This is a genomic window from Novosphingobium sp. (genome assembly GCF_041905565.1).
GTDB lineage: Bacteria > Pseudomonadota > Alphaproteobacteria > Sphingomonadales > Sphingomonadaceae > Novosphingobium.
Genome location: NZ_JAYRKX010000016.1, coordinates 15,643 through 40,737 on the forward strand (window position 1 = coordinate 15,643; position 25,095 = coordinate 40,737).

Sequence of the window (25,095 nt, forward strand, 5' to 3'; positions counted from 1 at the left end):
TCCTTGATTGGGGACGTGATGCCACGGCGACCATCACAAAGAAAAGGGGGCCGGATCGCTCCGGCCCCCCAATCTTTCTGCGCCTTGCGGCTGCTTACATGCCCGAACCCGGACCGTAGGTGATTTCCACCCGGCGGTTCTGGAGTTCACGCACGCCGTCGGCAGTCGGGACGCGCGGGTTGTTTTCACCGAAGCCCTGGCTGCTGATCGCGCCATCGGCCACGCCGTGCGTGGTCAGATAGCCGCGGACCGAAGCGTTGCGACGTTCCGACAGGCCCTGGTTGTAGGCGGGCTTGCCCGAACGGTCGGCATAGCCGGCCAGCATGATCGGCACGTTGTTGCAGTTGCCGTACGCGGTGATCGCGCTGTCGAGGATCGAAGCGGCTTCCGGCGTGATGTCCGACTTATCCCAGTCGAAGAACACGATGTACGGACCCTTGTTGCACACGACCACCGGCGGCGGAGGCGGCGGGGGCGGCGGGGGCGGCGGGGGCGGCGGGGGCGGCGGGGGCGGCGGCGGAGCCACCGGTTCCGGAGCGCCACCGAAGTTGTAGCCCAGCGTCAGCATCAGCGAGTGCGAACGGAAGCGGGTACGGATGTTCTTGCCCGCGACGTTGACCAGATCGTTGCCGAACTGGTTGTAGAAGCGATACTTCAGACCTAGGTCGACATTGCTGGTGACGGGCATGCGCACGCCGGCCAGGGCCTGCCACGCAAAGCCGGTGTCCGAATCGACAACGTCAAGGGTGTTCGGCTTGGTGACCAGCAGCGAGTTCTTCACGCGGCCTACGCCGACGCCGCCACCGACGAAGCCCTGCAGGCTGTCATCCGGGCCGAAATCAACCAGGCCGTTGAGCATGAAGCTGAGCGCTTCGGCACCGCCACCGGTCTTGGTGTCGTCGTAGTTCAGGGTCGGGCTGCGGTAGCGCTTTTCCTCGGCGCGACGATAGCTCGCTTCGGCTTCGAGGCGGAACGCGCCGAAGTCGTAACCGACGATGCCACCGAAGTCGTAGCCGGCCTTGGTTTCAAGAATGCCGAGGTTGCTCTGACCCGTCATGTTCTGGATGTCTTCGACGATGGTGCCGCCGGCATCACCTTCGACGTACCAGGAATTGTCACGAGCCAGGGCAGGCGTCGCGATGGCCGTGGTGGCCAGCGCCATCCCAATGACCAGTTTCCGCATTATCGTTTTCCCCTTTTTAACAGGATTGAACCACCGAGTGCGCGTTTTTCTAACGGCTTACAATTCCCGGTGCAAGCGTTCAAACAGCACAAGTGTTGCAATTATGCCGCGATTTCGAGGCGGAATTCCATGAAACGACTGGAAAATACGGTCAGAGCGAGCAGCACTGCGGGCAATCGAAATGCGTTGGATTGCCGCGGGTCAGGCAGGGGGTAGAACTCCTGCGGTGGTCAGCGCTGCAACAACTTCGGCAATGGCGGACCGCGCCTGTGAGTCGACTGTTGCGCCGCCGCTGGGAACGGCAGGCCGACTTGCCTGGTGCCAGCCGCCGGCAAAGCGCACGATCTGCCCGGCCTGGCGGTCCAGCGCGATCATCCCGTCCCGCGGCTGGGCGAACAGCCAGTTCCCCGAACAGAAGCAGGCGAGCTGGCCCGCCTTGCCGGTCCACGCGCCGGTTGCCCCGCTGCCGACCAGCCAGCATTGACCGTCTTGCGGACTGCCGGGCGGGGCGGTCAGCTGCCCTTCAAGCACCAGGTGCAGCAGCGCGTCGAGCCGCGCCAGGGCCTCGTTGACGTGACCTTCTTTCTGGGCCTGTCCGGCGAACAGCAGTGGCAAGGCAAAGCGCGGGCTGCTGGTTTCGAAAATCGGATCGGTCATCGTTCAAGTCCTTGATATGATGCGAAGGCTTTGTTCATGTCAGGGCAGCGTCAGGACCAGTGCGTCGGACTGGCCGTGGTCGCCCAATTGCCGGATCGAGAGGGGGCCGGATGGCGCCAGCGCGGTCAATTCGGCCAGGGTTGCCGCCGGGATGACCAGCGCCGGACTGGTGGTTGTCCAGGTTGCCAGCGGCGCGGATGGCGGGCCGAACGCGACGTGGTAAATCTCGGCCTGTTCGTTGAGCGGCGTGTCGATCCCGTCGTCCCAGCGCCAGCCGCCGCGCGCGCGCCGCACCCAGTCGATCGCCAAGTCGCCGCCGGCCAGCAGGTTGGCTTTACCATGCACGGGCGAGAGCGGGCGCAGGCCGATCCCGGCAAGGGCAATGGTGCTGGATACCGGCGCGCCGTCGCCCATGCCGATGGCCGCGATCCGGGTGCCCGGAACGGTGCCGACCACCGCCGGATCGAGCATCGTGCCGGTCCCGTCGAGCAGCAGGAACGGCTCTCCGGCAGCATGTAGGCCCAGCGCGGTTTCGGTGCCGCCGCGCCCGCGCCACAGCCCGGACAGGCGCCACCGCCCGCCGCCAAGCGGCGCCGCATCGGCGAACTGGATGATCTCCTGGCCGAGCAGGACCCGGTTCGCGCCCAGTGCCAGTTGGCGCTGGCTAGCCCCGGGCAGGGACAGGTCCGGCGCGTCCAGTTGCACATCGACCGAGCCATGCCGGTCGAACAGCAAGGGCGAGGCGAAAGGCAGCGCGGTCTCTGCGTGACCCAGAACGGCGCGGTCGCGCCCGGTAACGCCAAGCGGCAGCAGCGCGCCGTCCCCCTGGTCGAGATAGAGGCTTGCGCCCGCCCAACTCGCGCCGGGCGAACTGGCAGCGGCAAGCAGCAACGGCACCGGGGTGCCGGGATTGCCGTCCCACGGCAATTCGCAGGCGATCAGGCTGGTCGTGCCGGCCGTCAGGTCCGGTGCCAGCGCCGGGCGGCCGGGATCGGCCCCGGTGGCGGAGGGACTGTTCGGTGCGGCACGAACCAGCGCCAGATCGACGCCGTGCTCGCGCCATTCCCATTCGCGCACTTTCCAGCGTCCGGGGTGGTCGGGCAGCGTGACCAGGGCGCCGGGGCGCACCGCCGGATCGATCTGGGTCACGCGCCAGGCGATGGTCTGGCGGCCCCAGTTCTGGCGATGCGCGGCGGATTCGACCAGCGCGCGCGCGGTGCCGGCGCTCATCGCGGCGGGTAACTCGATGGCGCGCGGCTGGCCCGGTAGCGGCCGGCCCGAGGCGCGCTGCGCGCCCGGCTGGAAATCGCGGTCGACATCGTAATAGCGCAGGATCGCGAGCGGCTGCTCCTCGCCCGGCGCGCGCTTGCGGGCGAAGCCAGCGTTGCCGCCGAAATCGTCCTGCGACGCCGATGTCGCGGCTTCGGGCAGGGGAAGGGCGGCGGCCTGCAAGCGCTCGGGCCGGATGGCCAGGGCATCGTCGCAGGCATCGCAATCGAGCGGGTAGAGCGGGTCGAGCGCGCTGAGCAGATCGGCAATCGGACCGTCGGCGGACAGGCCTGCCAGCCCGGTCAGTTCCAGCTCTGCGTCACAGTGTTCGATCACGCCGTCGAGCAACTCGGCCACGGACAGCGCGGCCTCATCGGCCACCACTTCGAAAGTCAGCGCGGGGATGCGGTTGCCGAAATCGGCCAGTTGCAGGTCCTCGAACACAGCATAGGCCAGACCGCGCCAGGCGGGGCAGCGGTCGGTCCCTTCGGCGGCCTCGATCAGGGGATCGGGGGCCTGATCGCCCTCGCCGGTGTAAAGGCGCATGGTCCCGCCGGTCTTGAGATCGCCCGCCGCGCCGCGCAGCAGTTTGCCATCGGCCCAGATCCGCCCGACCGACAGGACCTTGCGGCTCGACAGCGCGACCGCGAACGAGGCGGTGTAGCTGTAAGTGGTGGTCGATGGCTTGCCCTTGCCGCCGCCCTGCTTTTCGCGGTGCTCGACCAGGTCGGTTGCCCAGATGATCTGTCCGGCCACCCGCATGCGGCCGAACTGGCGCGGGATGGCTAGGCCATAGCTGGAGGTGGAAGCCGACAGTTCGGCCAGGCGGGGGCCTTCGCGGGGGCCGGGGCGAAACACGAGGCTATCGACCTGGCGCCCGGCCAGCGCGCCGATCACGCCGCCCAGCGGGCCGCCAAGCATCGTGCCAAGAGTGGTGAACAGCAGGGTGGCCATGATCGGACCTCAATTGCAGGGCGCGGGGCGCCAGTGATGGATGACTTCGCCGGTGGGCATCACGCTGTGCCGCACCACGCGGCGCAGCCCGGCATGGGCATGGATCCAGTCGCCAGCGAGGCCATGGACCGCGAGATGGAACTGCGCCGGACCGACCCGCAGCAGCACCGCATCGCCTGGGGCAAACGGCGGGGCGGCGATGACGAAGCCCGCCTCGGCCGGGCTGGGCAGCCAGGCAGCGGCGTCGCGCAGGCGCAGGGCATAGCCATTGGGCAGGCGCACCTGATGGCCGCAGCGGTGCAGTGCGGCTTCGAGCAGGCCGATGCAGTCCAGCCCGGTGGCCGGATCGCGCCCGCCCAGCCGGAACCGGGTGCCGACAAGTGCCTGCGCGGCCTCCGCCAGGTCTGCCCCGGTCATTGCACGGGCGAGGGGTAGCGGGTGACGAGGTCGTTGCCCGGCAGGAAGGGTTCGCCCTGGAAGTTGACGGCATTGCCGAACCGGGTGGCGCAGGTGTCCAGCGTGCGGTCGCAGCCTTCGCGCAGCAGCACGCGGGCACCGGCCGGGGGCACCAGGTCAAGCGGCTGGTCCAGCACCAGGGCGGTGCCATCGAGCGCGGCGATGCCCATGGCCAGCCCCGCCAGCGGACCGTCGAGCCAGCGCAGCTGCCCGCCCACCAGCAAAGCCGGATGGGCCGCAGTGGTCACGCTGACGCTGTTGGCGGCGAGATCGCAGGTGGCCACGACCCCGTGATGATCGAACCGCGCGCCCGGCAGCGCGCAGCCCGGGCCGCAGAATGCGGCGCGGCAGCTGGGGCTGGTGCGCGGCACCGGATCGCGCAGCAGCTCCGTCTTGCGCGATTGCAGCGTGGCAGTGAATTCCCCCGCCTGTTCCGCGACCGTGCCGATCGCACCGCGATAAAGCACGTGGCTGTCCAGGCTTTCCCAGTCGACCAGCCCGATCAGCACACGGGCCTGGTCAAACCGGCCCAGCGCCAGATCGGCGGCGGAGATCGAATCGTGGCTCAGCGCGCCTTGCACTTCGGCGCTGTCGGGTTCCAGATCGGCCGAACGGCGGATCGCGCTGGGCACCATGCCCGGCGTGGCGCGGTGGTTGACCCCGTCGAAGCGCAGGTCGCGGTCGTGGGTGGTGAAGCCCAGCGTCACCCCGTCGCGGCGCAGCACCCGCCAGAAGGTGGCGACCGTTTCCAGCGGCGTGTCGAACCAGACGCGGGTCACAGCTCGGCCTCGCGGATCTCGATCACCGGCACGCTGGGCGCCTCGCCCGCGGCAAAGGCGGCGCCGGACACGTCGAGCCGGTCTTCGGCAAAGCGCACCGGCACGTCGAAAGTGAAGCCGGCGCGCACCGCCTTGCCGACCGGGGGCGGCGCGGCAAAGGCGATCACGCCGCCCGGCTCCAGCGTCCAGCCGCTGGCGCTCACCCCGTCCACGCTGACGGTCACGCTGTCGGCATGGGGGCGGGTGATGCGGCGGACCTGTTCAGCCTCGCCCGCGCCATAGCGCTTGACCAGGGGGAAGCTGCTGACGGTGCCATCGCCCATGCCCAGCAGCTGGTCGGTCATACCGGGCGTTCCGGTCATCCCGTTCGAGCTGTGGTCCGACGGGTCGCGCAGGCGAAAGCCGCGCGCCGCGCCGCGCCGGGCGCGGAAGAAGGCGATCAGCGTGCCCAGTTCCGTTTCCGAGCGGATCCCGGGCCCAACATCGAAGCGCAGCCGCGCGTTCGACCACAGGCTGTTGCGGCGTTCGAACCCGGACGCGGTGACCGCGACCGAGGTGGAGAATTCCGGCGTTACCGTGGCGTCGCGGCCCAAGGCGAGCGGATAGGGCAGATCATCGAAGGGCAGCATCTCGCTCTCCTCGGCAGTGGGGGGCAGGCGGACGAAGCCGTCGCGGCAAACCTGCGGCAGCGCCCAGACAAAGCGCTCATGCGCGCCGCGCTGGCCGGCCTGGTCCAGCCCGGCGTCGATCCGTTCCCACAGGGCGGTATCGCCGGGCAGCAGCACGAAGCCGCCCAGGTAGTCCTGCTCGCCGGGCGGATATCCCAGCCGGGCGTTGACCGTGGCATAGGCCGCGCGGCGCCAGGCATCGGCGCCGGCGGTCAGCCAGTCGTAATCCTCCACCTGCAGGCGGTCATAGGCCGGGCTGGCCCAGCCCACGGGCAGGTTGGCGCGCAGCATGTCCGGCATCGCCGGGTCGAGCACGGTGGGCGTGAAGACCAGCAGCAGCACTTCGGTGCTCGCCGGGCTGACGGATGCGCGCACCGCATCGCGCAGCGCGGCGGTCGATCCGGCCAGCAGCGCGCCGGCGGCGTCGAGCAGCGCCTTTTGCGCAGCGTTCAGCGGCTGGCGCAGATCGGGGATAGCCACCGGGCTGCCGCCCAGCGCGGCCACGCTTGCGGCATCGTAGATGCACGGGCGGCCATCGGCCATGATCCACCACCACGGCTCGCCGATCTGGAACCGCACCGCCGCCCCGGCATCGCGGAGCAACTGCGCGAAGGCTGCGCCGACCGATTGCAGCCAGGCCATCGCCCCGCTGTGCGCCGGGCTGAGCAGGGCTGACGGCGGGTCCCACCCGGTCCGGGCCGGATCGCCATTGGCGGCACGCTGCTGCCAGGCATCGGGGCAGTGCTGGGCCAGCAATTCGTAAGACAGCGAGGCGATGGGCGCGAAGCCCGCCGCCTGGGCCAGGGCAAAGAACTGCGCATGCCAGGCCCGCGCCGGGCCGGCCAGCGGATCGCCGCTGGCCTGGGCCAGGAAGGCCCCGCTCACCGCGCCGAGCCGCATGTAGTGGCTCATCCCGACATAGTGCAGCAGACTGCCGCGATAGCCCAGTTGCAGGACATTGCGGATCAGCCGGGCTGGGGCCTGGTTGCAGCAATCGTCATAGGCGGTGGCCATGGCCAGGCCGTGCGGCGGGACGATCACGTCGCCCAGTTCCAGCATGGCGCGGTGGCCGGTGCAGCGGATCTGGGTCAGTTCCACCCAGCCGTTTGCGGCCATGGCGAGCGGCGCGGTCGATCCGGCGACATAGCCGGGCGCGACCAGCGAAATGAACATCCGGTCGATCCGCGCCGGGTGCACCGGATCGCCCCCGGCCACGGTCCAGCCGCCGGTCAGCGCGGAAAAGGGCAGGGTGACCAGCGCGTCATCGGGCGTGCCCTGGGCATAGTTCCACAGCCGCACGTACCAGACATGCGCCGCGCCGCTGGCGTCCTGGCCCTCGATCGTCAGGGTCGGGCCGTTGACCGCATCGAGCGGCAACACGCCCGCCGAGCGCCAGCGGAACGCCAGTGTGGTGCGCGAATAGTCGCGGTCGGTGGCATAGGCGAGCAGCGGGTGATCGAGCTTGTCCTCGCTCGCCCAGATCAGCCCGGCCAGATCGCCTTCGCGCAGGAAAGTGGCGTCGATCCGCAAGGCGTCAGGCGCGGTGGTGGTCAGCGCGGCCAGCATCGGGCGCGGGAAATCGACGGTCCAGAAGCGCGGGTCGAAGCGCTGGATCCAGTCGCTGTCCTGCCCTTCGCGCCGCTTGGCGAGCCAGAAGGCCATGGGATTTTCCTTTCCTCAAAGCTCGCCCAGGGCGCGGCGCACCGCGCTGGCTACCTGGCGGCTGGAGCGTTGCAGCGCCTGCGGGGCGCTCGCGCCGGACGGGGCGGAGATGTTGATCGACACCCGCACGTCGCGCGGTTTGGTGCCAAGGCCCGGCTCGATCCGCCCGGCGCTGGTCGGCACGAACAGTTCCGGTCCGCGCTCGCCGACCAGGAACGGCCGGTTGGGGCTGACCGGCCCGCCGGTGGCGCGCCCCGGCAGGCCGAGCGCCGCGCCGAGCAAGCCGCCGAGGTTGAGCGCCCCACCGAGGAGGCCGCCCGCACCGCCGGAGCCGCCGGAAAACAGGCCGCTCACGGCCTGGGCGGTGATCTGGTCGATCACGTTGAAGGCCACGCGCTTCAGATCGTCGAAGCCCAGGCTGCCCTTGCGGATGGCCGAGAGCAGGCCGCGTTCCAGCACGTTGCCGGCCTTGTCGAAGCCGTCCACCAGGGTGTTGTCGAAAGTGCCGCGCATCGCGGCCAGATCCTGCGCGAAGCCCTGGGTATTGGCGCGCACGTCGATCAGCAGGCTATCAACCGGGTCGGTCATTTTCGCGCTCCATCATGCGGTTCAGGTCACTGCGGGAGAGGGGAGAGCCGTCAGCCGCGGGCGGGGCCAGCACGCAGGCCAGTTCGGCCGGGGTCGCGGCCCAGAATTCGGCCGGCCGCCAGCCCAGCAGCCGCGCGGCCAGCCCTGCCAGCCGCACGGCGCCGGGGGCGAACCGCGCATCGCTCATGCGCGGGCATCGCCCTGCAGGATCTGGCCGAGCAGCACGCGCAGCGGCGCGCTGGCGCGGGCGAGGCCGAGTTCGGTCACGGCCTGGCCCACGGTGTCGCGGCTCAATCCGTCGCGGCTGGCCAGGCAGTGCCAGAACAGCGCGACCATTTCAGCGAGGCGCAGTTGCCCCGCGCCCGCGCGTTCGACCAGGGCGAACAGCGGGCCCAGTTCCTCCTCGGCGGCGACCAGCGCGGTGAAGCTGGGGCGCAGCAGGCGGGGGACACCGGCGAGGTCCAGGCTGGCCTCGCCCCGGTGCGGATTGGCGGGGGCGCTATCGTCGGGCGTCACGCCGGCACCACCTCGCCCGAGCTTTCGAGCGACAGGGTGTAATTGCGTTCGCCGTTGAAATCCCCGGCATAGTCGAGCTTCTGGACCAGGAAACGCCCACGCAGCTTTTCGCCGCCTTCGAAGCTCAGCTCGTAATCGTCGAGCGTCCCGGCCATGGCATTGGCGCGGATCTGGGCTTCGGCGGCGCTGCCGAGGAAGATCCCCGCTGCGCTGACCGAGACGTGGCGCACGCCTGCGCCCGAGAGCATTTCACGCCAGCCGCCGCTTTCCTTGGTGGTGATCACCACCGGATCGCCGGTGATCGACATCTGGGTGGTGCGCAGGCCCGCAACGGTGCGATAGGTCGGCGTCGGCGCGCCATCGGAAATCTTGAGCAGGAAGGCGCTGCCTTTCTGGGCGGTCATGGGCGTTCTCCTTGTGGATGGGGTCAGTCCGCCAGCAGGCGGAAACGGTATTCGACCAGCACGGCGCGGGTGTTGGCGGGGCGCTGTTCGGCGCGGGCGCGCAGGAACTGGCTGGTCACCACCTGAAAGCCGGGCTGCACGGCGGGCAGCGCGGCCAGACGCGCTTCGAGCGTGGCCACCAGCGTGCCGGCCGTGGCGGGATCGTCGCCCCGGCAGTGCAGTTCCAGGGCCAGGCGCACTTCGCGGCCCTGGCGGTCCTTGGCGCTCCAGTCGGCGCTGGCGCTGGCGGCGATCGCCAGCCACGGCAGGGCGGTGCGGGTGGGCGCTTCCTCGACGATCGCGTTGAGGGCGGCGGCCAGCGTGGCATCGGCCTTCAGCCAGTCGATCAGCGCGGCGCGCAGGGCGATTTCCATCGCGCTATCCTTTCGTGAACAGGGGCCAGAGCAGGGCGGGGCGGCGCCAGCCCAGCTCGGGCGGGATGGCATGCTGGCGCAGGCGCGCTTCGGCCAGCCGCGCGGCCTGCTTGGTCAGCCGGGCGACCAGCTGGTCGAACGGGCCGGTCATGCCAGCCGCAGCGCGCGCCACGGGCGCCACAGCGCGGCGACCGCGGCGGGAGGAATGGCAGCGCCAGCCCCGCCATCCTCGCGGGCGCGGTACTGGTGCGCGGCCAGCCGGATCACGCCGTGGCGCAGCGCTTCGGGCAGGCTGGCCCAGTCCGGGGCCAGCCCGGCGGTGAAGGTCACGGCCACCCGCCCGGCGCTGCCGGGGTTGAGCACGCGGACCAGCCCGTGGCCATCGGCGTCGAGGTCGATCGCATAGTCGCCCACCGGCAGGGCAAAGCGCGCGCCCTCGGCGGGAATGCCGCTGACCTGGGTAATGGCCTGGACGGGCCGGGCGGCGAGGCGCTGCCAGTCGGCACTGGCAAGAAGCACTTCCTCGCAGGCCTGTTGCAGCGGCATCAGGCCGGTGAACTGTTCGCACAGGTCCAGACTGGCGCGCAGCAGCGCGCCCAGCTGCGCGTCGTCGGCGCTGGTGGTGATGCCAAGCCAGTCCTTCAGCTCGGCGAGGGCCGCCGGCGCGAGCGCGGCTGGCGTAACGATTGCCCGCTTCATGGCGGTCTCCGTGTCCGGGGGAATGGAACAAGCGAATCCCCCGCGCCGCCGTGGGCAGCGGCGCGGGGGCGGCAGGCCGGGGAGGGGAGGACCCGGCCGCGAACCGCTTAGGTCGAGATCTTGAGCAGCTTGATCGCGTCGCTATCCAGCACCTGCCCGCCAACGCGCTTGGTCGCGTAGAAGTTGACGAAGGGCTTGTTGGTGAACGGATCGCGCAGGATCGAGGTCGTGCGGCGCTCGGCGATCAGGTAGCCGTTGCGGAAGTTGCCGAAAGCGATCGGGAAGGCCCCGGCGCCGACATCGGGCATGTCCTCGGCCTCGATCACCGGATAGCCCAGCAGGCGGGCCGGAACGCCTTCCATCACGCCGGGCTGCCACAGGAACGAACCGTCCGCCGCCTTGAACTTGCGCACAGCGGCCAGCGTCTTGCTGTTCATCACCCAGACCGCGCCCTGGCGGTGCCCGCTGCGCAGCGCATGGACCAGGTCGATCAGCTTGAGTTCGGGCGCCGTATCGAAGCCGGTGGCATTGCCCGACACCGCGAACTGCAGCGTGCCGAACGGGCGGGTCGCATCGGCCAGGTTGCTGGTCGGCGCGGCCAGGAAGCCCTTGGGCTGGTTGGTGCCGGTGCCGTTCACGAACGCGGCGCCTTCGGCACGGGCGAATTCGGCGGCCACTTCGTTCGCCAGCCAGCCTTCCAGGTCGAAGTCGGCATCGTCCAGCATGGTCTGGCTGGCCGCCGGGTTGGCATAGAGTTCGCCCATCGGCGGGACGATTTCGTTGAACTTGCCGGTGCTGGTTTCCGGGCGCGCGGCCACTTCGCTGACCCAGCCCGAGGCGGTCCCGCCCGAGGTGACCAGCTTGCGATAGCCAGCGCTGCCGGTCTGGACCACCTGGGCGATCGCGCGGATCGGGCTGATGGCCTTGAGCTGGGCGGAAATCAGCGCGTCGATTTCGCGCGGGACGGCATAGCCGCCATCGGCCAGCACCGCGCCCGAAACCGACTTGAGCTCGGTCTCGCGGCCCTGGCGCAGGTAGCCCTGCACAAAGCCCTTGAGTTCGGGGCTGGGCTGGGCCGAACCGCCCAGCGCCGGGCGGGCGGCGGCGCGGCTGACCTTTTCCAGCCGCGACTTCACTTCCTCGACGTCCGAGCGCAGCGCGCCGAGCGCCTGCTCGGCCGCATCCTGCCGGGCGACAAGATCGAACGAGGCGTCCAGCGCCTCAACCGGTACTGCATTGTCCATGAACATGCCTTTCACGTGAAAATCCGCGCGCTGGCGGAAGGGGGAATCGGGAAATCAGGAAACCAGGTGGACCCGCGCGCCGTGCTGCATCGGGTGGGTGACGAGGCTGACCTCGAACAGCTCGATGTCGCGCAGCTCGCGCCCCTGGGCATCGCGCACGAACTGCCGCGCGCGGTAGCCGAACGACAGGCCGGTCACCGCGCCGCGTTTCAGCGCCGCGGCGGCCCCGCCCTGCGGGTTGTCGATGGTGGCGATCACGCGCAGCCCGCGCGCATCCTCGCCAAGCTGCTCGACCCAGCCGATGCGCAGGTCCGGGCGGTGCTGCCAGAACAGCGGGATCGGATCGCGGCGTTCGGCCAGGGTCCGGGCGAAAGCGCCGGGGCGGATCGTGTCGTGGCCGGCATCGCGCTGGCCGAACAGGGCGGCATAGCCGGCAAAGCGCAGCGCGGGCTCGGCGCCGCTCACTTCAGCAGCTCCGGCAGGCCCAGCCGCCAGGCCATGCCCATCAGCAGGAGGGCGAGCGCGCCGCGCACCACCCAGCCGATCGCGGCTTTCCACGCGCTGGTCTTGGCATCGCGCCAGGCCTGCAGCAGCTGGCGCAGCTCCGACAGATCGATATGGGCGTGCGGATCGTCCAGCCCCATGCGCGACAGGGCGCGTTCGGCGCCCAGTTCGCTCGCTTCCTCCACCACGGCGCGCAGCGTCACGACTGCCGCGCCCTGGTCTTCCGCCTGGACCAGCAGGCGGGCCAGCATCTCGTCACGGTTCATGCTTTGTTCTCCGCAGGAGCCAGCCCCAGCAGGGCGCGCTTTTCGGCATCGGACAGGAACTCGGCGGCGTTGACCTGGCTCCACAGCCGTTCACGGTCTTCGGCGAGGGCAGGCACCCGGTCGGGATCGACCGCCAGTTCCGCGCCCGGAAACCAGGTGTCCAGCCCTTCGGTGATCGCGCCCAGCAGCTTGGCCGCCATGGGCAGCAGGGTCAGCCGCCACAGCGCGCGGTTGGCCTCGCGGTAGTTGGCATAGGTCGCATCGCCCGGCAGCCCCAGCAGCATCGGCGGCACGCCAAAGGCCAGCGCGATGTCGCGCGCGGCGGCGGCCTTGAGCTCGGCAAAGTCCATTTCGGCGGGCGACAGGCTGAGCGCCTGCCACTTCAGCCCGCCTTCCAGCAGCAGCGGCCGCCCGGCATTGGCCATGCCGGAATAGGCGCGGGCCAGCTCGTCCTTCAGCCGGTCGAACTGGTCGGTGCTCAGCCCCGCGCTGTCGCCGGGATCATAGACCAGCGCGCCGCTGGGCCGTGCGGCGTTTTCCAGCAGGCGGCGGTTCCAGTCGGCGGCGGCGTTGTGGGTGGCCACCGCCTGGTCGGCGGCGGACAGGCAGCCCGCGCCATAGTGGTCGTCCGCCGGGTGGAAGTGCTTCACATGGATCAGGTTCGGCGATGCATCCTCGTCCAGCACCGGGATGGTCAGCGTATTGTCCCCCACCTTGTAGGCATAGGCGGCGGGCCAGCCATCGCCCCCGGCGATCACGCTGATCCGTTCGGGGCGCAGCGCGTAGAGTTCCACCGGCGCGCCGGCGGCGTCCTTGATCACCTGAACATAGGCGTTGCCGTGCAGCAGCAGGTGGCTGGCCAGCGTTTCAAGCAGGCCCTGCCCGCCGCTGGTCGCCTTGACCAGGGCCAGCAGGCGCGGCTCTGCCACTTTCAGCGGCGCGCCGCCGATCCCTTCGGCCACCAGCCGCACCGCGCGCTGCGCCACCGGGTTATCAAGATAGGCCCGCCTGACCGCGCCATTGTATTCGAACGGCGCGCGCGCGCTGCCCTCGGCAAAGAACCAGGGCGAAGTGAAATTGCGCGCCAGCGGCACGCGGGAACCCCCGCCCTTGAAGGCGGCGGCAAGCGTCTGGAAAAAGGACATGAGGGGGCCTTTCGCAGCGGAAATTCGGATCGGGCAGGGCGGTTCAGGCCAGCGACACGCGCGGCGTGATTGGTCGGTCCAGCATTAGTTCGGTCATCGCCCAGACCAGGGCGTCGGCGCGGTCGGGCGAGCGCCCGGGGCCGTGGTATTCGCCGCCGGGCAGCAGGCCGCACAGTTCATCTTCCAGCCGGGCAAACGGCCCCGCGTGGCGGATCCGCCCGGCTTCATAGAGCGCGGCGACCGGTTCGGCGCGGGCCACTTTGCCCCGGCTGGCGTGGACCAGCCGCAGCGGCAAAGCGACATCAGCGGCGCGCAGCACGCTGGCGACCATCGCCCCGCCCTGGTTGGCTTCGGCCACCACCCGGTCGGCCTGCCAGGCGCGGGCGGCGCGGGCGACGGCGCGGGCCCACTGTTCGGGGCTGGCGCGCTCGACGCTGCAATCGGCCAGGACCCGGCCGATGCCGTCCTCGCCAAGGGCGCAGACCACGATCCCGCAGGCATCGCCGTGGGCCGAGGCCGGGGGATCTACCCCGACCACGGTGCGCACCGGCGCGCTGGCGGCGGACGGCTCGCGGCAGGCCTCCAGCAGGGCGCGGGTCCACAGCGCGCCGGGCAGGTCTGCAATCATTTCGCCGTCCAGTTCCTGCCGCCCCAGCAGCGACTGGCCGTATTCGCGGCGCACGCTGCGCAGGAAGGCCGGGGGCAGGTTGGCCTTGTTCTCGTAAGTCGATCCGCGCGTCACGCGCACGCCTTCGCTAGCCAGCAGGCGCTGGAGCAGCGGCACCGCGCGCGGGGTGGTGGTCACCACCACGCGCGGGTCGCGGCCCAGCCGCAGGCCCAGCTGCAGGTTGTCCCAGGCCATCGCGGCGCGGCTGCCGACCATGTCCCACTTGGCCAGCTCGTCGCACCAGGCGTGGCTGTGCTGGGGGCCGCGCAGGCTTTCCGGTTCGCCTGCGGAATAGAGCATGGCCTGCGCTCCGTTGGGCCAGGTCAGCGTCCGCGTCGACGGGGCAAAGCGCGGGCGTAGGCCGCGCGGGGCAATCGCCTGCAGACCGCTGTCGCCCTGGACCATCACCGCCCGCACCTCGCCCAGCGAGGCGCCGACCAGCGCGATCCGCGCGGCGGGGTCACTTTCGGCCACCTGGCGCACCCATTCGGCCCCGGCGCGGGTCTTGCCAAACCCGCGCCCGGCCAGGATCAGCCAGGTCTGCCAATCGCCATCCGGCGCGATCTGCCCATCGTGCGCCCACAGTTCCCAATGGGTGCGCAGGGCATGGCGCTGGCGCTGGCTCATCCGGGCGAGCAGCGCGCGGCTGGCCTGGCGCGACAGGGCGTCAAAGCTGCGCCCCCGCTCAGTCGCGCGCATCGCCGCTCTCGGGCGCGGCCAGCAGCGCCGCATTGGCGCTGGCGCGGTCGCGCATCTCGTCGATCATGGCGTTGATCGATTCGAGCACGTCCTGTTCGCTCATGTCGTCATCCTGGGCGCGCTGGTGGGCCACGGTCTGGCGGTGCAGGGTCAGCACGCGGATCGCGTTGGCGACGTCCATCTTGTGGCCGGGGGCCGGATCGCGCAGGTAGCCCAGCACTTCCATTTCCAGGTTGCGATAGCCTTCGGCCAGGGCAACCAGCCACTGGCGGTGAAAATCGGCGTCCTCCATCCGCACGCGGTAGGCGCGGCTGGCGGAAATCCCCGCCGCTTCGGCCGCGCGGGTGACGTTGGACGTTTCGATCAGCGCGGCGAGGAAATAGGTCCGCCAATGCTTGTCGAGCTTCTTGCCCGCTTCCGCTTCGCGCAGGCGCGGCGGGATCGTGATGCTGCGCTTCTTGCGCGGGGCCCGGCGGGCGCGCTGCGCCGCATCCGGCGCCTTGTGGGCCGTGCTCATCCGGTTCTCCTGAATTTGGCAAAGGGGCCATGGCGAAGCAGCGAACCCGCCCCGTGGCGGCGAATCGGACTATCGCGATGTTCCTGATATGTACCCAAACAGCGTGACGTTGTCAAGCATTTTGAACCAATGTGGTTATAAATGCAAAGGCGGGCAACCGCGCCGAACGCCGCAGGTTCGGCTTGCCGCCCCGCACGCCGCCGCTTAAGCAGGCGCGAACTAATTTACCCTCGGGGAGTTTGCATGCTGCGCCGCCTGTACGATTGGACCATGGCCAAGGCCGCCCACCCGCACGCCGAATGGTGGCTGGCCGCCTTCTCCTTCGTCGAAGCCAGCTTCTTCCCGATCCCGCCGCACCCCCTGCTGGGGCTGATGTGCCTGGCCGAACCGAAAAAGGCGATCCGCTTTGCCCTGATCGCCACGCTCGCCTCGGTCGCGGGGGGGATGCTCGGCTATGCCATCGGGCACTTCCTGTACGATACCATCGGCACCCAGCTGCTGGCCGTGCTGGGGCTGACCGAAAGCTTCCCGCGCGCCGCCTGCTACCTGCGTGAATACGGCGCCGAAATCATCATGATCAAGGGCGCCACCCCGATCCCGTTCAAGCTGCTGACGATCACCGCCGGGTTCATCGGCATGTCGCTGCTGGTGTTCATCGGCGCCAGCCTGGTCAGCCGCGCGATCAGCTTCATGATCGTGGGCGTGCTGTTCCGCCTGTTCGGCGCGCCGATCAAGGCCTTCATCGACAAGTACCTGGGCCTGGCCACGGCGGGCTTTGCCCTGCTGGTGGTGGCGGGCTTCCTGGCGATCGCCTTCCTGGGTGGCGGCTCGAAGCAGACCGACGCCAAGTGCGCTGCCGCCGCCGCGCAGGTCCAGACCGCGGCCTGAGCGCGATGGAGATCACGCTCTACCACTGCCGCGATGCGCGCTCGTTCCGGGCGCTGTGGGCGCTGGAGGAGCTGGGCCTGCCCTATAGGCTGGAACTGATGCCGTTCCCGCCGCGCGCGCGGGTCGAAGGCTACCGCGACATCAACCCGCTCGGCACGGTTCCGGCGATGGTGGTCGATGGCGAACTGCTGACCGAAAGCAGCGCGATCCCGCATTACCTCGCCACCCGGTTCGGCCCCTCGGACCTGGCCGTGGCCCCGGACGAGCCGGGCTACGGCGCCTACCTCAACTTCCTGTTCATGGGCGAGGCGACGCTGACTTTCCCGCAGACGATCCATCTGCGCTATACCCGGCTGGAGCCGCCCGAACGCCGCCTGGCCCAGGCGGCGGAAGACTATGCCCAGTGGTTCGGCTCGCGCCTGCGCAATGCCGAAGCGCTGATGCAGGGCGAACACGTCGCCGCCGGGCGCTTTACCATGGCCGACATTTCCGTGGGCTATGCGGTGATGCTGGCGCTGTCGATCGGCCTGGAAGACCAGGTCACCCCCGGCATGGCCGCCTATCTCGACCGCCTGAGCCAGCGCGCAGCCTTCCAGCGCGCCAAGACCGCGCAGGGCCCCGGCGGCGTGCTGGGTTAGGCCTCCGCGCCGCCCAGATCGCGCAGACCTGGCAGGTCGAGCACTGCGATCGCGCCATAGCCGCGCCGTATCATTCCCTGGCCTTCCAGCGTGCCCAGCACCTGGTTCACCGTCATCCGCGAAGTTCCTGTCAGGTCGGCCAGCGCCTGCTGGGTGATCGCGATGCGGCGGTGTTCGGGCTGATCGGCGGCGAGTATGGCAAGCACCTGGGCGATCCGGTCAGCCCCGCGCGAACGGCGGATCAGGGCGACCACGTCGATCATGTCCTGGACCTGACGGGCCAGGCCCGCGATCAGCCGCCGCGCGGCGCCGGGATCGGCCGCCAGCAGCGCTTCCAGCGCGGTGGCCGGGATCCACAGCGCCTCGACCGGCCCGGCCGCCAGCGCATCGACCACCCGCGGGCGGTCCGCCAGCATGGCCAGCTCGCCGTGGCTGTCGCCGCTGCGCAGCTGGGCAATCGCGTTGAAGTGGCCGTGGGCGTCGAACTGCCCGATCCGCACTTCGCCCACCTCGATCAGCCAGAAGCCGCGCGCTTCGTCGCCGCGCAGCTGGATCATCTGCCCGTCGGCAAAGCGCCGCCGCCGCCCGGCCGCGCGCAGGGTCTGTTGCTGGACCGGGTCGAGTCCGCTGAACAGGGTCGGCCCCGGCACCGAGCGGGCCTCGCCGCTCGCGCTCAAATGTAAATCATTTGACATTCTTGGCCGTGGATAGGGCTACAACGGAGCCATAACAAGCCTGTGGGAGAATTGCCGGTGCCCGCCTCCACCCTTGCCGTGATCGGCATCTACCTTGCGTTCGCTTTTGCCGAACTGCTGCGCACCCGCCTGTTCGCCAAGCCCGAGCAAACGCGCGACGATGCCATTGTCGAAGTGGTCAGCACCCTGATCCTGCTGGGCCTGACCCAGCCGGGGATCATCCTGGCCACGGACCTGCTGCTGGGCCATTTCCTGCCGGACCTGCGCGGTGCGCTGTCAGGGCTCAACGTCCTCGCCGCGATCGCGCTGTTCCTGGTCTTCGATGACATGACCCAGTACTGGTGGCACCGTACCTCGCATTCGGTGCCGTGGCTTTACCACCTGCACCGCGCCCACCATGACGGCCGGTACATGAGCATCCGGCTCGTCTACCGCAACAACCTGTTCTATTACGCGATGATGCCGGGGATCTGGCTGTCGGGCGTGCTGATCTACCTCGGGCTCGGCTGGGTCTATGCCGGCTATGTCGTGGTCAAGTTGACCGTGATCATCGCCGCGCACAGCGACGTCGCCTGGGACCGGCCGCTCTACCGGATCAAGGCGCTGGCGCCCCTGATGTGGCTGGTCGAACGGACCATTTCCACTCCGGCCACCCATCACGCGCACCACGGCCGCCATGCCGATGATCCGGCGGTGCTGTACAAGGGCAATTACGGCAACCTGCTGTTCTTCTGGGACGTGCTGTTCGGTACGGCGCGGATCACCCGCACCTATCCGCGCAGCTACGGCGTGGAAGGGCTGCCGCCCGCCTCGTTCGGGGAACAGCTGGCCTGGCCGCTGGTCAGCGCGGCGCAGGCGCAGCCGGAACGGGGGCTGGCGCCGGCTGACTGAGCGCGGCGGCGAGCGCGGCGCGGGTAACCGGTTCCATCACGGCATAGCCGGCGGCTTCGGGGTGGACCCCGTCGCGGCCGAATTCGGGGCGCAGTTCGCCGCTCGGGCCGGACAGGACGGCGTGGTAATCGGCAAAGGTCAGCTGCTGCCGGGCGGCAAAGTCCTTCAGCCAGCGGTTCAGCTCGGCAATGCGCGCGGCGGGGCGCAGCTCAGGCCGCCAGCTCATGTGGTCGGCGGGCGGGATCGAGCCCAGCACCACCTTGATGCCGTTGGCCTTGGCCAGCGTCACCATGGCGCGGACATTGTCATGGTAGGCCTGCGGTGTGGTCGGCCCGGTGTTGCCGGCCACGTCGTTGGTGCCGATCATCAGGTGGACCACGCGCGGCTGCAGCGCGACCACATCGGCCATGAAGCGCAGCAGCAGCTGCGGGCTGGTCTGCCCGGAAATGCCGCGATTGACGATCCCGCCGGTGAACAGCGCCGGGGCAAAGCGGCTCCACCCCTCGGTGATCGAATCGCCGATGAACACGATGTCGGCGCGCTGGCCGGGCAGGGCCTGGTTGGCCATGCGGTAGCGGCACAGCCAGGCCCAGTCGCGCTGCGGATCATAGCTGGTGGCAGCCTGCGGGGTGCAACTTTCGTCGAGCATGTTGGTCTCCGGGGCGGGAGCGGGGGTCTGGGCGAGCGCGGGGGCGGCAATAAGGGCGAGCAGGGCGGCGGGGAGGAGCAGGCGGGGCATGGTCAGTCTGGTTCCTTGCGGGTCTGGGCGAGCGCCTGTTCGACGACCGGGGCGAGGCGGCGATAGCCTTCGGCATTGGGGTGCAGGCCATCGATGCGCAGGCCCGGCGCGGCCAGGGCGGCGTGGAAATCGGCCAGCACCAGGCCGCGCCGCCGGGCCAGTGCGCGCAGCTGGGCGTTCAGCTGGTCGATGCGCGGCTGCGGGGCGATGCGCGGGCGGGTGGGAAAGCGTTCGGCTGGGGGCAGGGTGGCCAGGATTACCGTTATGCCGTGCGCCTGTGCCAGATCGACCAGCGATTCGATGTTGGCCACATAGTCCGCCGGGCTGATCACGCCGCGCCGGGCGATGATGTCGTTCAGCCCCGCCGCGATCAGCACCGCGCGGGGGCGCAGCGCGATCACGTCCTGGCGCATCCGGGCGAGCAGGTGGGCGCTGGCCTGGCCGTCGACCCCGCGATTGGCCCAGGCGCCGGTGAAGCGGGCGGGTTCGACCTGCTGCCAGCCGGCGACGATCGAATCGCCCAGCAGGACCAGTTCGGTCCGCGTGTCGGCAGTCAGGCGGCGGGCATTGTCGGCGCGGTGGGCGCACAGGCCGCCCTCGTCGCCCGGAACCAGCCGGGGGTCAGCCGCGGGGTCGGCGGGGCAGGGCTGGTCCTGCATCTGGCGTTGCAGCGCCGGCGCCCACCAGCCGCGCCAGTGGTGCGCGGCGAGCAGCGCCAGCAATGCTGCCGCCAGCAAGGCCGCGCGCCATGTCCGCGCCATGGCGGGTCAGATGATCCCGGCCGTCTTTCCGGCCCGCTCGAACATGCCGATGATCGTCTGGACCTGTTCGGCGCTGTGTTCCGCGCACAGCGAGCAGCGCAGCAGCGTCATCCCGGCCGGGGTTGCCGGCGGGCGGGCGAGGTTGACGTACAGCCCTTCGTGCAGCAGCGCTTCCCACATCATCGCGCCGCGCTCCAGATCGGGCATGATCACCGAAATGATCGCGCTTTGCGGTTCGGCGGTGCCGAGCTGGAAGCCCGCGTCGCGCAGTCCCTTGTGCAGGGTGCGCGAATTTTCCCACAAGTGGGCGCGCTTGTCGCCCGCATGCATCAGTTTGCGGATCGAGGTGCAGGCGGTCGCCACCACGCTGGGCGGCAGGCTGGCAGTGAACACGTAGGGCCGGCAGACCAGCCGCATGATTTCGAACTTGGGGTGGTTCGACACGCAGAACCCGCCGACCGTGCCGACCGACTTGGAAAACGTGCCGATCACGAAGTCGACCTGGTCGAGCACGCCCTGTTCCTCGGCCACGCCGCGCCCGTTGGGGCCGATGAAGCCCATCGAGTGCGCCTCGTCGACCAGCACCATCGCGCCGTTGTCCTTGGCGACCTTGATCATCTCCTTCAGCGGGGCAATGTCGCCCAGCATCGAATAGACGCCTTCCAGCACCACCAGCTTGCCCGCGCCCTCGGGAATGCGCTTGAGCCGCTTTTCCATCGCGACGATGTCGTTGTGCTTGAACGGCACGACCTCGGCATCGCCCATCTTGCAGCCGTCCCAGATCGAGGCGTGGCTATCGATGTCGAGGACGATGTAATCGCCCTTGCCGGCGATGGTGGAGATGATTCCGAGGTTGGCCTGGTAGCCGGTGGAGAACACCATGGCGTGATCCATGGCGTAGAATTCTTTCAGCGCCTCTTCCACCGCGCGGTGCCCGGCATAAGTGCCGTTGAGCACGCGGCTGCCGGTGGTGCCGGCGCCGAAATCGTCCAGCGCCTGCTTTCCGGCGGCAATCACGTCGGGATCGAAGGTCATCCCCATGTAATTGTAGGTGCCCAGCAGGATCGTCTCGCGCCCGTTGCACAGCGCGACAGTGGGTGAGATCACCTTTTCCATCACCAGGTTGAACGGATCGGTCACCCCGGTGGCCAGCAGCGCACGGCGCTGTTCGATCAGCGGGTCGAACTTGGAAAACAGGTCGGTCATGGCGCTATTCACCCCTGCAGCTTGACCACCGCGTCGACCAGTTGGCCGTAATTCTCGATCTCGGCCTGCTGGTTCATGCTGATGATGATGTCGAAATCGTCCTCGATCGCGGCGACGAAGTCCATCACGGTCAGGCTGTCGAATTCCAGGTCGCCGGCAAAGGTCGTGGCATCGCTGATTGCGACACCCTTCTTGTTGAACGGCTCGATCAGGGCGGCGATCTTTTCGGCGGTAGCGGCGCGATCCATTGTGTCATTGCTCCCGAAGGTGTTAGCCGGCCCTCTGGCCGATGAATGGGGCGGAAAAGCGGCCAAGTTGGCCAAATGTCAAGTTGCGGCCTTTTCCACCAGGGCCTTCACCGCCGCCATGAACGGGCCGATCGACACCGGCTTGGCGAGGTATCCCTCTGCACCTGCGTCGCGGATCCGCTCCTCGTCGCCCTTGCCGGCATAGGCGGTGACGGCCAGCACCGGAATGGCGCGCAGCGTTGCGTCGGCCTTGGTCGCCTCAATCAGGTCCAGTCCCGAAACGTTGGGCAGCTGAATATCCATGATGATCAGGTTGGGGACGAACTGGCGCGCCTTGTCCAGCGCTTCCAGCCCGTCGGCGCAGGGTTCCACCGCATAGCCCTGGCTGCGCAGGACATCGCAGAACAGCTTGCGGTTGAGGTCGTTGTCCTCGACAACAAGGATACGCTTTGCCATGGCAAGGCCCCTACGCCCGATCGGGGAGAGTGACAATTATCCGCGAGCCGCAATCCACTGGCCACGATGCCGCCACCCTGGCGCTGGGCGCGCTGGGCTGGGTGCTGGCGGATCATGATCGGGCGGAGCGCCTGCTGGCGCTGACGGGACTTACCCCCGATGCACTGCGCGCCGGGCTGGGTAGCCCGGCCACACTGGGCGCGGTGCTGGATTTCCTGGCCAGCCACGAGCCTGACCTGCTGGCCGCGGCTGCGGCGCTGGATGTTGAACCGGCAGAGCTGGTCTCTGCCCGCAAGAGGTTGTGAGACATATGGCCAAGCCGCTGATCATCAGCGATTGCGATGAAGTGCTGCTGCACATGATCGTGCCCTTCGGCGAATGGCTGAACGAGACGCAGGACGTCTCGTTCAAGCTGATCGGCAACGATTTCGGCAAGGCGATCCGCCGCAAGGATACCGACCAGCCGGTCGAGCCGGCCGAGATCTGGCGCCTGCTCAACCTGTTCTTCGATGGCGAGATGCACCGGCAAAGCCCGATCGTGGGTGCGGTGGGCGCGATCAACACCCTGGCCGAACATGCCGACGTGGTGATCCTGACCAACCTGCACGACAAGCACAACGAGGCGCGGCGCCGGCAGCTGGCCGAACACGGCATCAATTTCCGCGTCTTCACCAACCAGGGGCCGAAGGGCCCGGCGCTGCAGGCGATCCTGGATGAATACAAGCCGTCGAAGGCGGTATTCATCGACGATCTGGCCCAGCACCATGGCTCGGCAGCTGAAATGGTTCCTCATATCGATCGACTTCACCTATGTGGTGAGCCGACGCTGGCCCCGCACATCACCTGCGGGTTCGAGGCCGGGCACGCCCATGCCCGCATCGACACCTGGGAACATGCCTTGCCGTGGCTGCTGTCGCGGCTGTAGGATAGAAACATGAGCATTGAAGCAAAGCTGGCCGAACTCGGCATCACCCTTCCCGAACCCGCCGCCCCGGTTGCGGCTTATGTCCCGGTGGTCATCGCTGGCGGCCTGGCCTACGTCTCGGGCCAGGTCTCGATCATCGATGGCAAGCGCCTCAATGGCCGCCTGGGCGAAGACCTGACGCTGGAACAGGGCGTGGCGGGTGCGCGCGCCTGCGGGTTGATGATCCTGGCCCAGCTCAAGGCCGCGCTCGGCTCGCTCGATCGGGTGGAGCAGGTGGTCAAGCTCGGCGCCTTCGTCAATTCGACGCCTGATTTCACAGACCAGCCCAAGGTTGCCAATGGCGCCTCGGAACTGATGGTCGCGGTGTTCGGTGAGGCTGGCAAGCATGCCCGCAGCGCCGTCGGCGTGCCTTCGCTGCCGCTGGGCGTGGCGGTGGAAGTGGACGCGGTCGTTGCTGTTCGGCCTGCTTGATCGCTGGCTGGCGCCCGCTCCGGATGCGGAGCGGGTCGGCTGGCTGGGCGACTGGCGCTATGCCCACCGCGGGCTGCACGGCCCGGGCGTGCCGGAAAACTCTCCGGCCGCATTCGCAGGTGCCTTGGCGCGAGGGCTGGGGATCGAATGCGATATCCAGCGCTCGCAGGATGACGTGGCGATGGTGTTTCATGATGCCACGCTGGACCGGCTGACCGGCGAAACCGGCCCTGTGGCGCGGTGCAGCGCGGCGCAGCTCGGGCGGATCACCCTGACCGGGGGCGAGGATTGCATCCCCACCCTGCGCCAGGTGTTGGACCAGGTGCAGGGCAAAGTGCCGCTGCTGATCGAGATCAAGTCGCGGATCGACACCCGCACCGTGGCGCTGTGCACGCCGGTGCGGCGTGCACTGGAAGGGTATCTAGGCCCACATGCGGTGATGAGCTTCGATCCCCAGGTGGTGCGCTGGTTTGCCGACTTTTCGCCGCTGACCCTGCGCGGCCTGGTGGTGACCGAGGAGCGGGCCAAGGCCCTGCCCGGCCGGCTGCGCCGCCGTCTGGCCTTCTGGCATGCGCGGCCGCAATTCCTGGCCTATGACATCCGCGACCTGCCGAGCCGCTTTCCCGCAGCCCAGCGCAAGCGCGGTTTCCCGGTGCTGACCTGGACCGTGCGCGAAGCGGATCACGTCGAACGCGCCGCCCGTCACGCCGACGCGCCCATCGCGGAGGGCGCCGGGATCGCGTGAGCGGGCAGAGCGTCAGTGTGCGGATCGCCGCCGGGGTGGGCCAGCTGCCCGCCGCCGAATGGGACGCGCTGGCCGGTGGCAATCCCTTTCTCAGCCACGCGTTCCTGACCGCGCTGGAGGATTCGGCCTCGGTCGGACCGGGCACGGGGTGGAGCCCCGCGCCGATGGTGATCGAGGGAGAAGGCGAACGGCTGGAAGCAGCCCTGCCGGCCTATCTCAAGGACCACAGTCAGGGCGAATATGTGTTCGACCATAGCTGGGCCGATGCCTGGCACCGCGCCGGGGGCAGCTATTACCCCAAGTTGCAGATCGCGGTGCCGTTCACGCCCGCGACCGGCCCGCGCCTGTTGACGGACGATCCGCTGAAAGCCGCGTTGCTGCTGCGCGGGGCCGAGCACGTCTGCGCCGACAACGGCCTGTCATCCGCCCATGCGACTTTCATCGAGCCCGCGCAGTTGCCTTGGTTCGAGGCCGCCGGCTGGTTGCTGCGCAGCGACATCCAGTTCCACTGGACCAATCGCGGCTATGCCAGTTTCGATGATTTTCTGGCCCAGCTGTCCTCGCGCAAGCGCAAGGACCTGCGCAAGGAGCGCGCCGCCGCCCAGCAAGGGGTGACGATTCGCCAGTTGCGCGGCGCGGAAATCCGGGGCGAGCACTGGGATGCCTTCTGGCAGTTCTACCAGGATACCGGCGCTCGCAAATGGGGCCGGCCCTATCTGACCCGGTCTGCGTTCGATCTGCTGGGTCAGCGGATGGGCGACCGGATCCTGCTGGTCATGGCCTTTGCCGAAGGGCGGGCGATTGCCGGGGCGCTCAACTTCATCGGGCCGGATGCGCTCTACGGCCGCTATTGGGGGGCTGTCATCGACAAGCCCTTCCTGCATTTCGAGCTGTGCTATTACCAGGCGATCGATGCGGCGATTGCGCTGGGCCTGTCACGCGTGGAAGCGGGCGCCCAGGGCGGCCACAAGCTGGCGCGGGGCTATGAACCGGTCCAGACCTGGTCGGCGCATTACATCGCCCATCCCGGTTTCCGCAGCGCGGTCGCGGATTTCCTTGAACGCGAGCGGGCAGGCGTGGCGGCGGACCGCCTGTATCTTGAAGAACGCATGCCGTTCCGGCGCGGCGCGGACTGAAACCCC

General features: G+C 69.2%; 33 protein-coding genes. 8 read left to right on the plus strand and 25 right to left on the minus strand.

The window, feature by feature from the left end; genetic code table 11:
* Positions 1 to 94: 94 nt before the first annotated feature.
* From ACE3N9_RS12965 to ACE3N9_RS13055, 19 genes are all read right to left on the minus strand, one after another.
* Positions 95 to 1,183 (minus strand): OmpA family protein, encoded by a 1,089-nt coding sequence (locus ACE3N9_RS12965; RefSeq protein ID WP_374284203.1) that lies wholly within the window; start codon positions 1,181 to 1,183, stop codon positions 95 to 97.
* Positions 1,184 to 1,384: 201 nt separating this feature from the next.
* Positions 1,385 to 1,840 carry a DUF2793 domain-containing protein gene (locus tag ACE3N9_RS12970; protein WP_374284205.1) on the minus strand — a complete coding sequence of 152 codons (456 nt, stop codon included), beginning with the start codon at positions 1,838 to 1,840 and terminating at the stop codon, positions 1,385 to 1,387.
* Between the two features lie 39 nt (positions 1,841 to 1,879).
* Positions 1,880 to 4,063, minus strand: coding sequence for a phage tail protein (locus tag ACE3N9_RS12975; protein ID WP_374284207.1), 2,184 nt, complete (start codon positions 4,061 to 4,063; stop codon positions 1,880 to 1,882).
* A 9-nt stretch (positions 4,064 to 4,072) separates the two neighbouring features.
* Positions 4,073 to 4,480 (minus strand): hypothetical protein, encoded by a 408-nt coding sequence (locus ACE3N9_RS12980; protein ID WP_374284209.1) that lies wholly within the window; start codon positions 4,478 to 4,480, stop codon positions 4,073 to 4,075.
* A complete protein-coding gene (locus ACE3N9_RS12985; protein WP_374284211.1) occupies positions 4,477 to 5,298 on the minus strand; it encodes a DUF2163 domain-containing protein in 822 nt (273 codons plus the stop codon). Before ACE3N9_RS12985 ends, ACE3N9_RS12980 begins: the two co-directional genes overlap by 4 nt.
* On the minus strand, positions 5,295 to 7,628 hold the full coding sequence (locus tag ACE3N9_RS12990) for a TIGR02217 family protein (protein ID WP_374284213.1): 2,334 nt from the start codon (positions 7,626 to 7,628) through the stop codon (positions 5,295 to 5,297). The genes ACE3N9_RS12985 and ACE3N9_RS12990 overlap by 4 nt, the downstream gene beginning before the upstream one ends.
* 15 nt (positions 7,629 to 7,643) lie before the next feature.
* Complete coding sequence (locus tag ACE3N9_RS12995) at positions 7,644 to 8,216, minus strand: tail tape measure protein (protein WP_374284215.1); 573 nt, start codon at positions 8,214 to 8,216, stop codon at positions 7,644 to 7,646.
* Positions 8,200 to 8,403, minus strand: coding sequence for a phage tail assembly chaperone (locus ACE3N9_RS13000; RefSeq protein WP_374284217.1), 204 nt, complete (start codon positions 8,401 to 8,403; stop codon positions 8,200 to 8,202). The genes ACE3N9_RS12995 and ACE3N9_RS13000 overlap by 17 nt, the downstream gene beginning before the upstream one ends.
* Positions 8,400 to 8,732: a gene transfer agent family protein gene (locus ACE3N9_RS13005; protein WP_374284219.1), complete on the minus strand. Its 333-nt coding sequence runs from the start codon at positions 8,730 to 8,732 to the stop codon at positions 8,400 to 8,402. Before ACE3N9_RS13005 ends, ACE3N9_RS13000 begins: the two co-directional genes overlap by 4 nt.
* Positions 8,729 to 9,136 (minus strand): phage major tail protein, TP901-1 family, encoded by a 408-nt coding sequence (locus tag ACE3N9_RS13010; RefSeq protein WP_374284221.1) that lies wholly within the window; start codon positions 9,134 to 9,136, stop codon positions 8,729 to 8,731. The genes ACE3N9_RS13005 and ACE3N9_RS13010 overlap by 4 nt, the downstream gene beginning before the upstream one ends.
* A 23-nt stretch (positions 9,137 to 9,159) precedes the next feature.
* On the minus strand, positions 9,160 to 9,549 hold the full coding sequence (locus ACE3N9_RS13015) for a DUF3168 domain-containing protein (RefSeq protein WP_374284223.1): 390 nt from the start codon (positions 9,547 to 9,549) through the stop codon (positions 9,160 to 9,162).
* Between the two features lie 4 nt (positions 9,550 to 9,553).
* On the minus strand, positions 9,554 to 9,700 hold the full coding sequence (locus ACE3N9_RS13020; protein WP_374284226.1) for a hypothetical protein: 147 nt from the start codon (positions 9,698 to 9,700) through the stop codon (positions 9,554 to 9,556).
* Complete coding sequence (locus tag ACE3N9_RS13025) at positions 9,697 to 10,248, minus strand: hypothetical protein (protein WP_374284229.1); 552 nt, start codon at positions 10,246 to 10,248, stop codon at positions 9,697 to 9,699. Before ACE3N9_RS13025 ends, ACE3N9_RS13020 begins: the two co-directional genes overlap by 4 nt.
* A gap of 107 nt (positions 10,249 to 10,355) precedes the next feature.
* On the minus strand, positions 10,356 to 11,492 hold the full coding sequence (locus ACE3N9_RS13030) for a phage major capsid protein (RefSeq protein WP_374284231.1): 1,137 nt from the start codon (positions 11,490 to 11,492) through the stop codon (positions 10,356 to 10,358).
* Between the two features lie 54 nt (positions 11,493 to 11,546).
* Positions 11,547 to 11,957 (minus strand): HK97 family phage prohead protease, encoded by a 411-nt coding sequence (locus tag ACE3N9_RS13035; RefSeq protein ID WP_374284233.1) that lies wholly within the window; start codon positions 11,955 to 11,957, stop codon positions 11,547 to 11,549.
* On the minus strand, positions 11,954 to 12,262 hold the full coding sequence (locus ACE3N9_RS13040; RefSeq protein WP_374284235.1) for a DUF6127 family protein: 309 nt from the start codon (positions 12,260 to 12,262) through the stop codon (positions 11,954 to 11,956). The genes ACE3N9_RS13035 and ACE3N9_RS13040 overlap by 4 nt, the downstream gene beginning before the upstream one ends.
* Positions 12,259 to 13,407 (minus strand): phage portal protein, encoded by a 1,149-nt coding sequence (locus tag ACE3N9_RS13045; RefSeq protein WP_374284237.1) that lies wholly within the window; start codon positions 13,405 to 13,407, stop codon positions 12,259 to 12,261. The genes ACE3N9_RS13040 and ACE3N9_RS13045 overlap by 4 nt, the downstream gene beginning before the upstream one ends.
* A 43-nt stretch (positions 13,408 to 13,450) precedes the next feature.
* Positions 13,451 to 14,773 (minus strand): DNA-packaging protein, encoded by a 1,323-nt coding sequence (locus tag ACE3N9_RS13050; protein WP_374284239.1) that lies wholly within the window; start codon positions 14,771 to 14,773, stop codon positions 13,451 to 13,453.
* The gene (locus tag ACE3N9_RS13055) at positions 14,760 to 15,290 is read right to left on the minus strand and encodes a hypothetical protein (protein WP_374284241.1); all 531 of its coding nucleotides are present in this window, start codon (positions 15,288 to 15,290) and stop codon (positions 14,760 to 14,762) included. Before ACE3N9_RS13055 ends, ACE3N9_RS13050 begins: the two co-directional genes overlap by 14 nt.
* A 243-nt stretch (positions 15,291 to 15,533) precedes the next feature.
* Between ACE3N9_RS13055 and ACE3N9_RS13060 the strand changes: the two genes are divergently transcribed.
* On the plus strand, positions 15,534 to 16,178 hold the full coding sequence (locus ACE3N9_RS13060) for a YqaA family protein (protein ID WP_374284243.1): 645 nt from the start codon (positions 15,534 to 15,536) through the stop codon (positions 16,176 to 16,178).
* A gap of 5 nt (positions 16,179 to 16,183) precedes the next feature.
* Entirely contained in the window at positions 16,184 to 16,816 is a 633-nt protein-coding gene (locus tag ACE3N9_RS13065) for a glutathione S-transferase family protein (protein WP_374284246.1), read from the plus strand.
* Here the strand turns inward: ACE3N9_RS13065 and ACE3N9_RS13070 are convergent.
* The gene (locus ACE3N9_RS13070) at positions 16,813 to 17,493 is read right to left on the minus strand and encodes a Crp/Fnr family transcriptional regulator (RefSeq protein ID WP_374284248.1); all 681 of its coding nucleotides are present in this window, start codon (positions 17,491 to 17,493) and stop codon (positions 16,813 to 16,815) included. The genes ACE3N9_RS13065 and ACE3N9_RS13070 overlap by 4 nt on opposite strands.
* 75 nt (positions 17,494 to 17,568) lie before the next feature.
* On the opposite strand from ACE3N9_RS13070, the gene ACE3N9_RS13075 reads away from it, so the two are divergent.
* Entirely contained in the window at positions 17,569 to 18,402 is an 834-nt protein-coding gene (locus tag ACE3N9_RS13075; protein ID WP_374284250.1) for a sterol desaturase family protein, read from the plus strand.
* Here the strand turns inward: ACE3N9_RS13075 and ACE3N9_RS13080 are convergent.
* The 5 genes from ACE3N9_RS13080 to ACE3N9_RS13100 all read right to left on the minus strand — a co-directional run bounded on the left by ACE3N9_RS13080 (position 18,353) and on the right by ACE3N9_RS13100 (position 21,812).
* Positions 18,353 to 19,141 (minus strand): GDSL-type esterase/lipase family protein, encoded by a 789-nt coding sequence (locus ACE3N9_RS13080; RefSeq protein ID WP_374284252.1) that lies wholly within the window; start codon positions 19,139 to 19,141, stop codon positions 18,353 to 18,355. The two genes, ACE3N9_RS13075 and ACE3N9_RS13080, sit on opposite strands and share 50 nt — an antisense overlap.
* A 2-nt stretch (positions 19,142 to 19,143) precedes the next feature.
* A complete protein-coding gene (locus ACE3N9_RS13085; protein ID WP_374284254.1) occupies positions 19,144 to 19,902 on the minus strand; it encodes a GDSL-type esterase/lipase family protein in 759 nt (252 codons plus the stop codon).
* Positions 19,903 to 19,908: 6 nt separating this feature from the next.
* Positions 19,909 to 21,108: an aminotransferase class I/II-fold pyridoxal phosphate-dependent enzyme gene (locus ACE3N9_RS13090; protein ID WP_374284256.1), complete on the minus strand. Its 1,200-nt coding sequence runs from the start codon at positions 21,106 to 21,108 to the stop codon at positions 19,909 to 19,911.
* An 8-nt stretch (positions 21,109 to 21,116) separates the two neighbouring features.
* Positions 21,117 to 21,356, minus strand: coding sequence for an acyl carrier protein (locus ACE3N9_RS13095; protein ID WP_374284258.1), 240 nt, complete (start codon positions 21,354 to 21,356; stop codon positions 21,117 to 21,119).
* A gap of 78 nt (positions 21,357 to 21,434) precedes the next feature.
* Positions 21,435 to 21,812 carry a response regulator gene (locus ACE3N9_RS13100; protein WP_374284260.1) on the minus strand — a complete coding sequence of 126 codons (378 nt, stop codon included), beginning with the start codon at positions 21,810 to 21,812 and terminating at the stop codon, positions 21,435 to 21,437.
* A gap of 29 nt (positions 21,813 to 21,841) precedes the next feature.
* Between ACE3N9_RS13100 and ACE3N9_RS13105 the strand changes: the two genes are divergently transcribed.
* Genes ACE3N9_RS13105 through ACE3N9_RS13125 form a run of 5 tightly spaced genes read left to right on the plus strand, consistent with a single transcriptional unit; the run spans position 21,842 to position 25,089 of the window.
* Positions 21,842 to 22,117: a DUF3572 family protein gene (locus ACE3N9_RS13105; RefSeq protein ID WP_374284262.1), complete on the plus strand. Its 276-nt coding sequence runs from the start codon at positions 21,842 to 21,844 to the stop codon at positions 22,115 to 22,117.
* Between the two features lie 5 nt (positions 22,118 to 22,122).
* On the plus strand, positions 22,123 to 22,737 hold the full coding sequence (locus tag ACE3N9_RS13110; RefSeq protein ID WP_374284264.1) for an HAD family hydrolase: 615 nt from the start codon (positions 22,123 to 22,125) through the stop codon (positions 22,735 to 22,737).
* A gap of 9 nt (positions 22,738 to 22,746) precedes the next feature.
* Positions 22,747 to 23,208 carry a RidA family protein gene (locus tag ACE3N9_RS13115; RefSeq protein WP_374284266.1) on the plus strand — a complete coding sequence of 154 codons (462 nt, stop codon included), beginning with the start codon at positions 22,747 to 22,749 and terminating at the stop codon, positions 23,206 to 23,208.
* Positions 23,189 to 23,953, plus strand: coding sequence for a glycerophosphodiester phosphodiesterase family protein (locus ACE3N9_RS13120; protein ID WP_374284268.1), 765 nt, complete (start codon positions 23,189 to 23,191; stop codon positions 23,951 to 23,953). The genes ACE3N9_RS13115 and ACE3N9_RS13120 overlap by 20 nt, the downstream gene beginning before the upstream one ends.
* Entirely contained in the window at positions 23,950 to 25,089 is a 1,140-nt protein-coding gene (locus ACE3N9_RS13125; protein WP_374284270.1) for a GNAT family N-acetyltransferase, read from the plus strand. The genes ACE3N9_RS13120 and ACE3N9_RS13125 overlap by 4 nt, the downstream gene beginning before the upstream one ends.
* Positions 25,090 to 25,095: the final 6 nt, after the last annotated feature.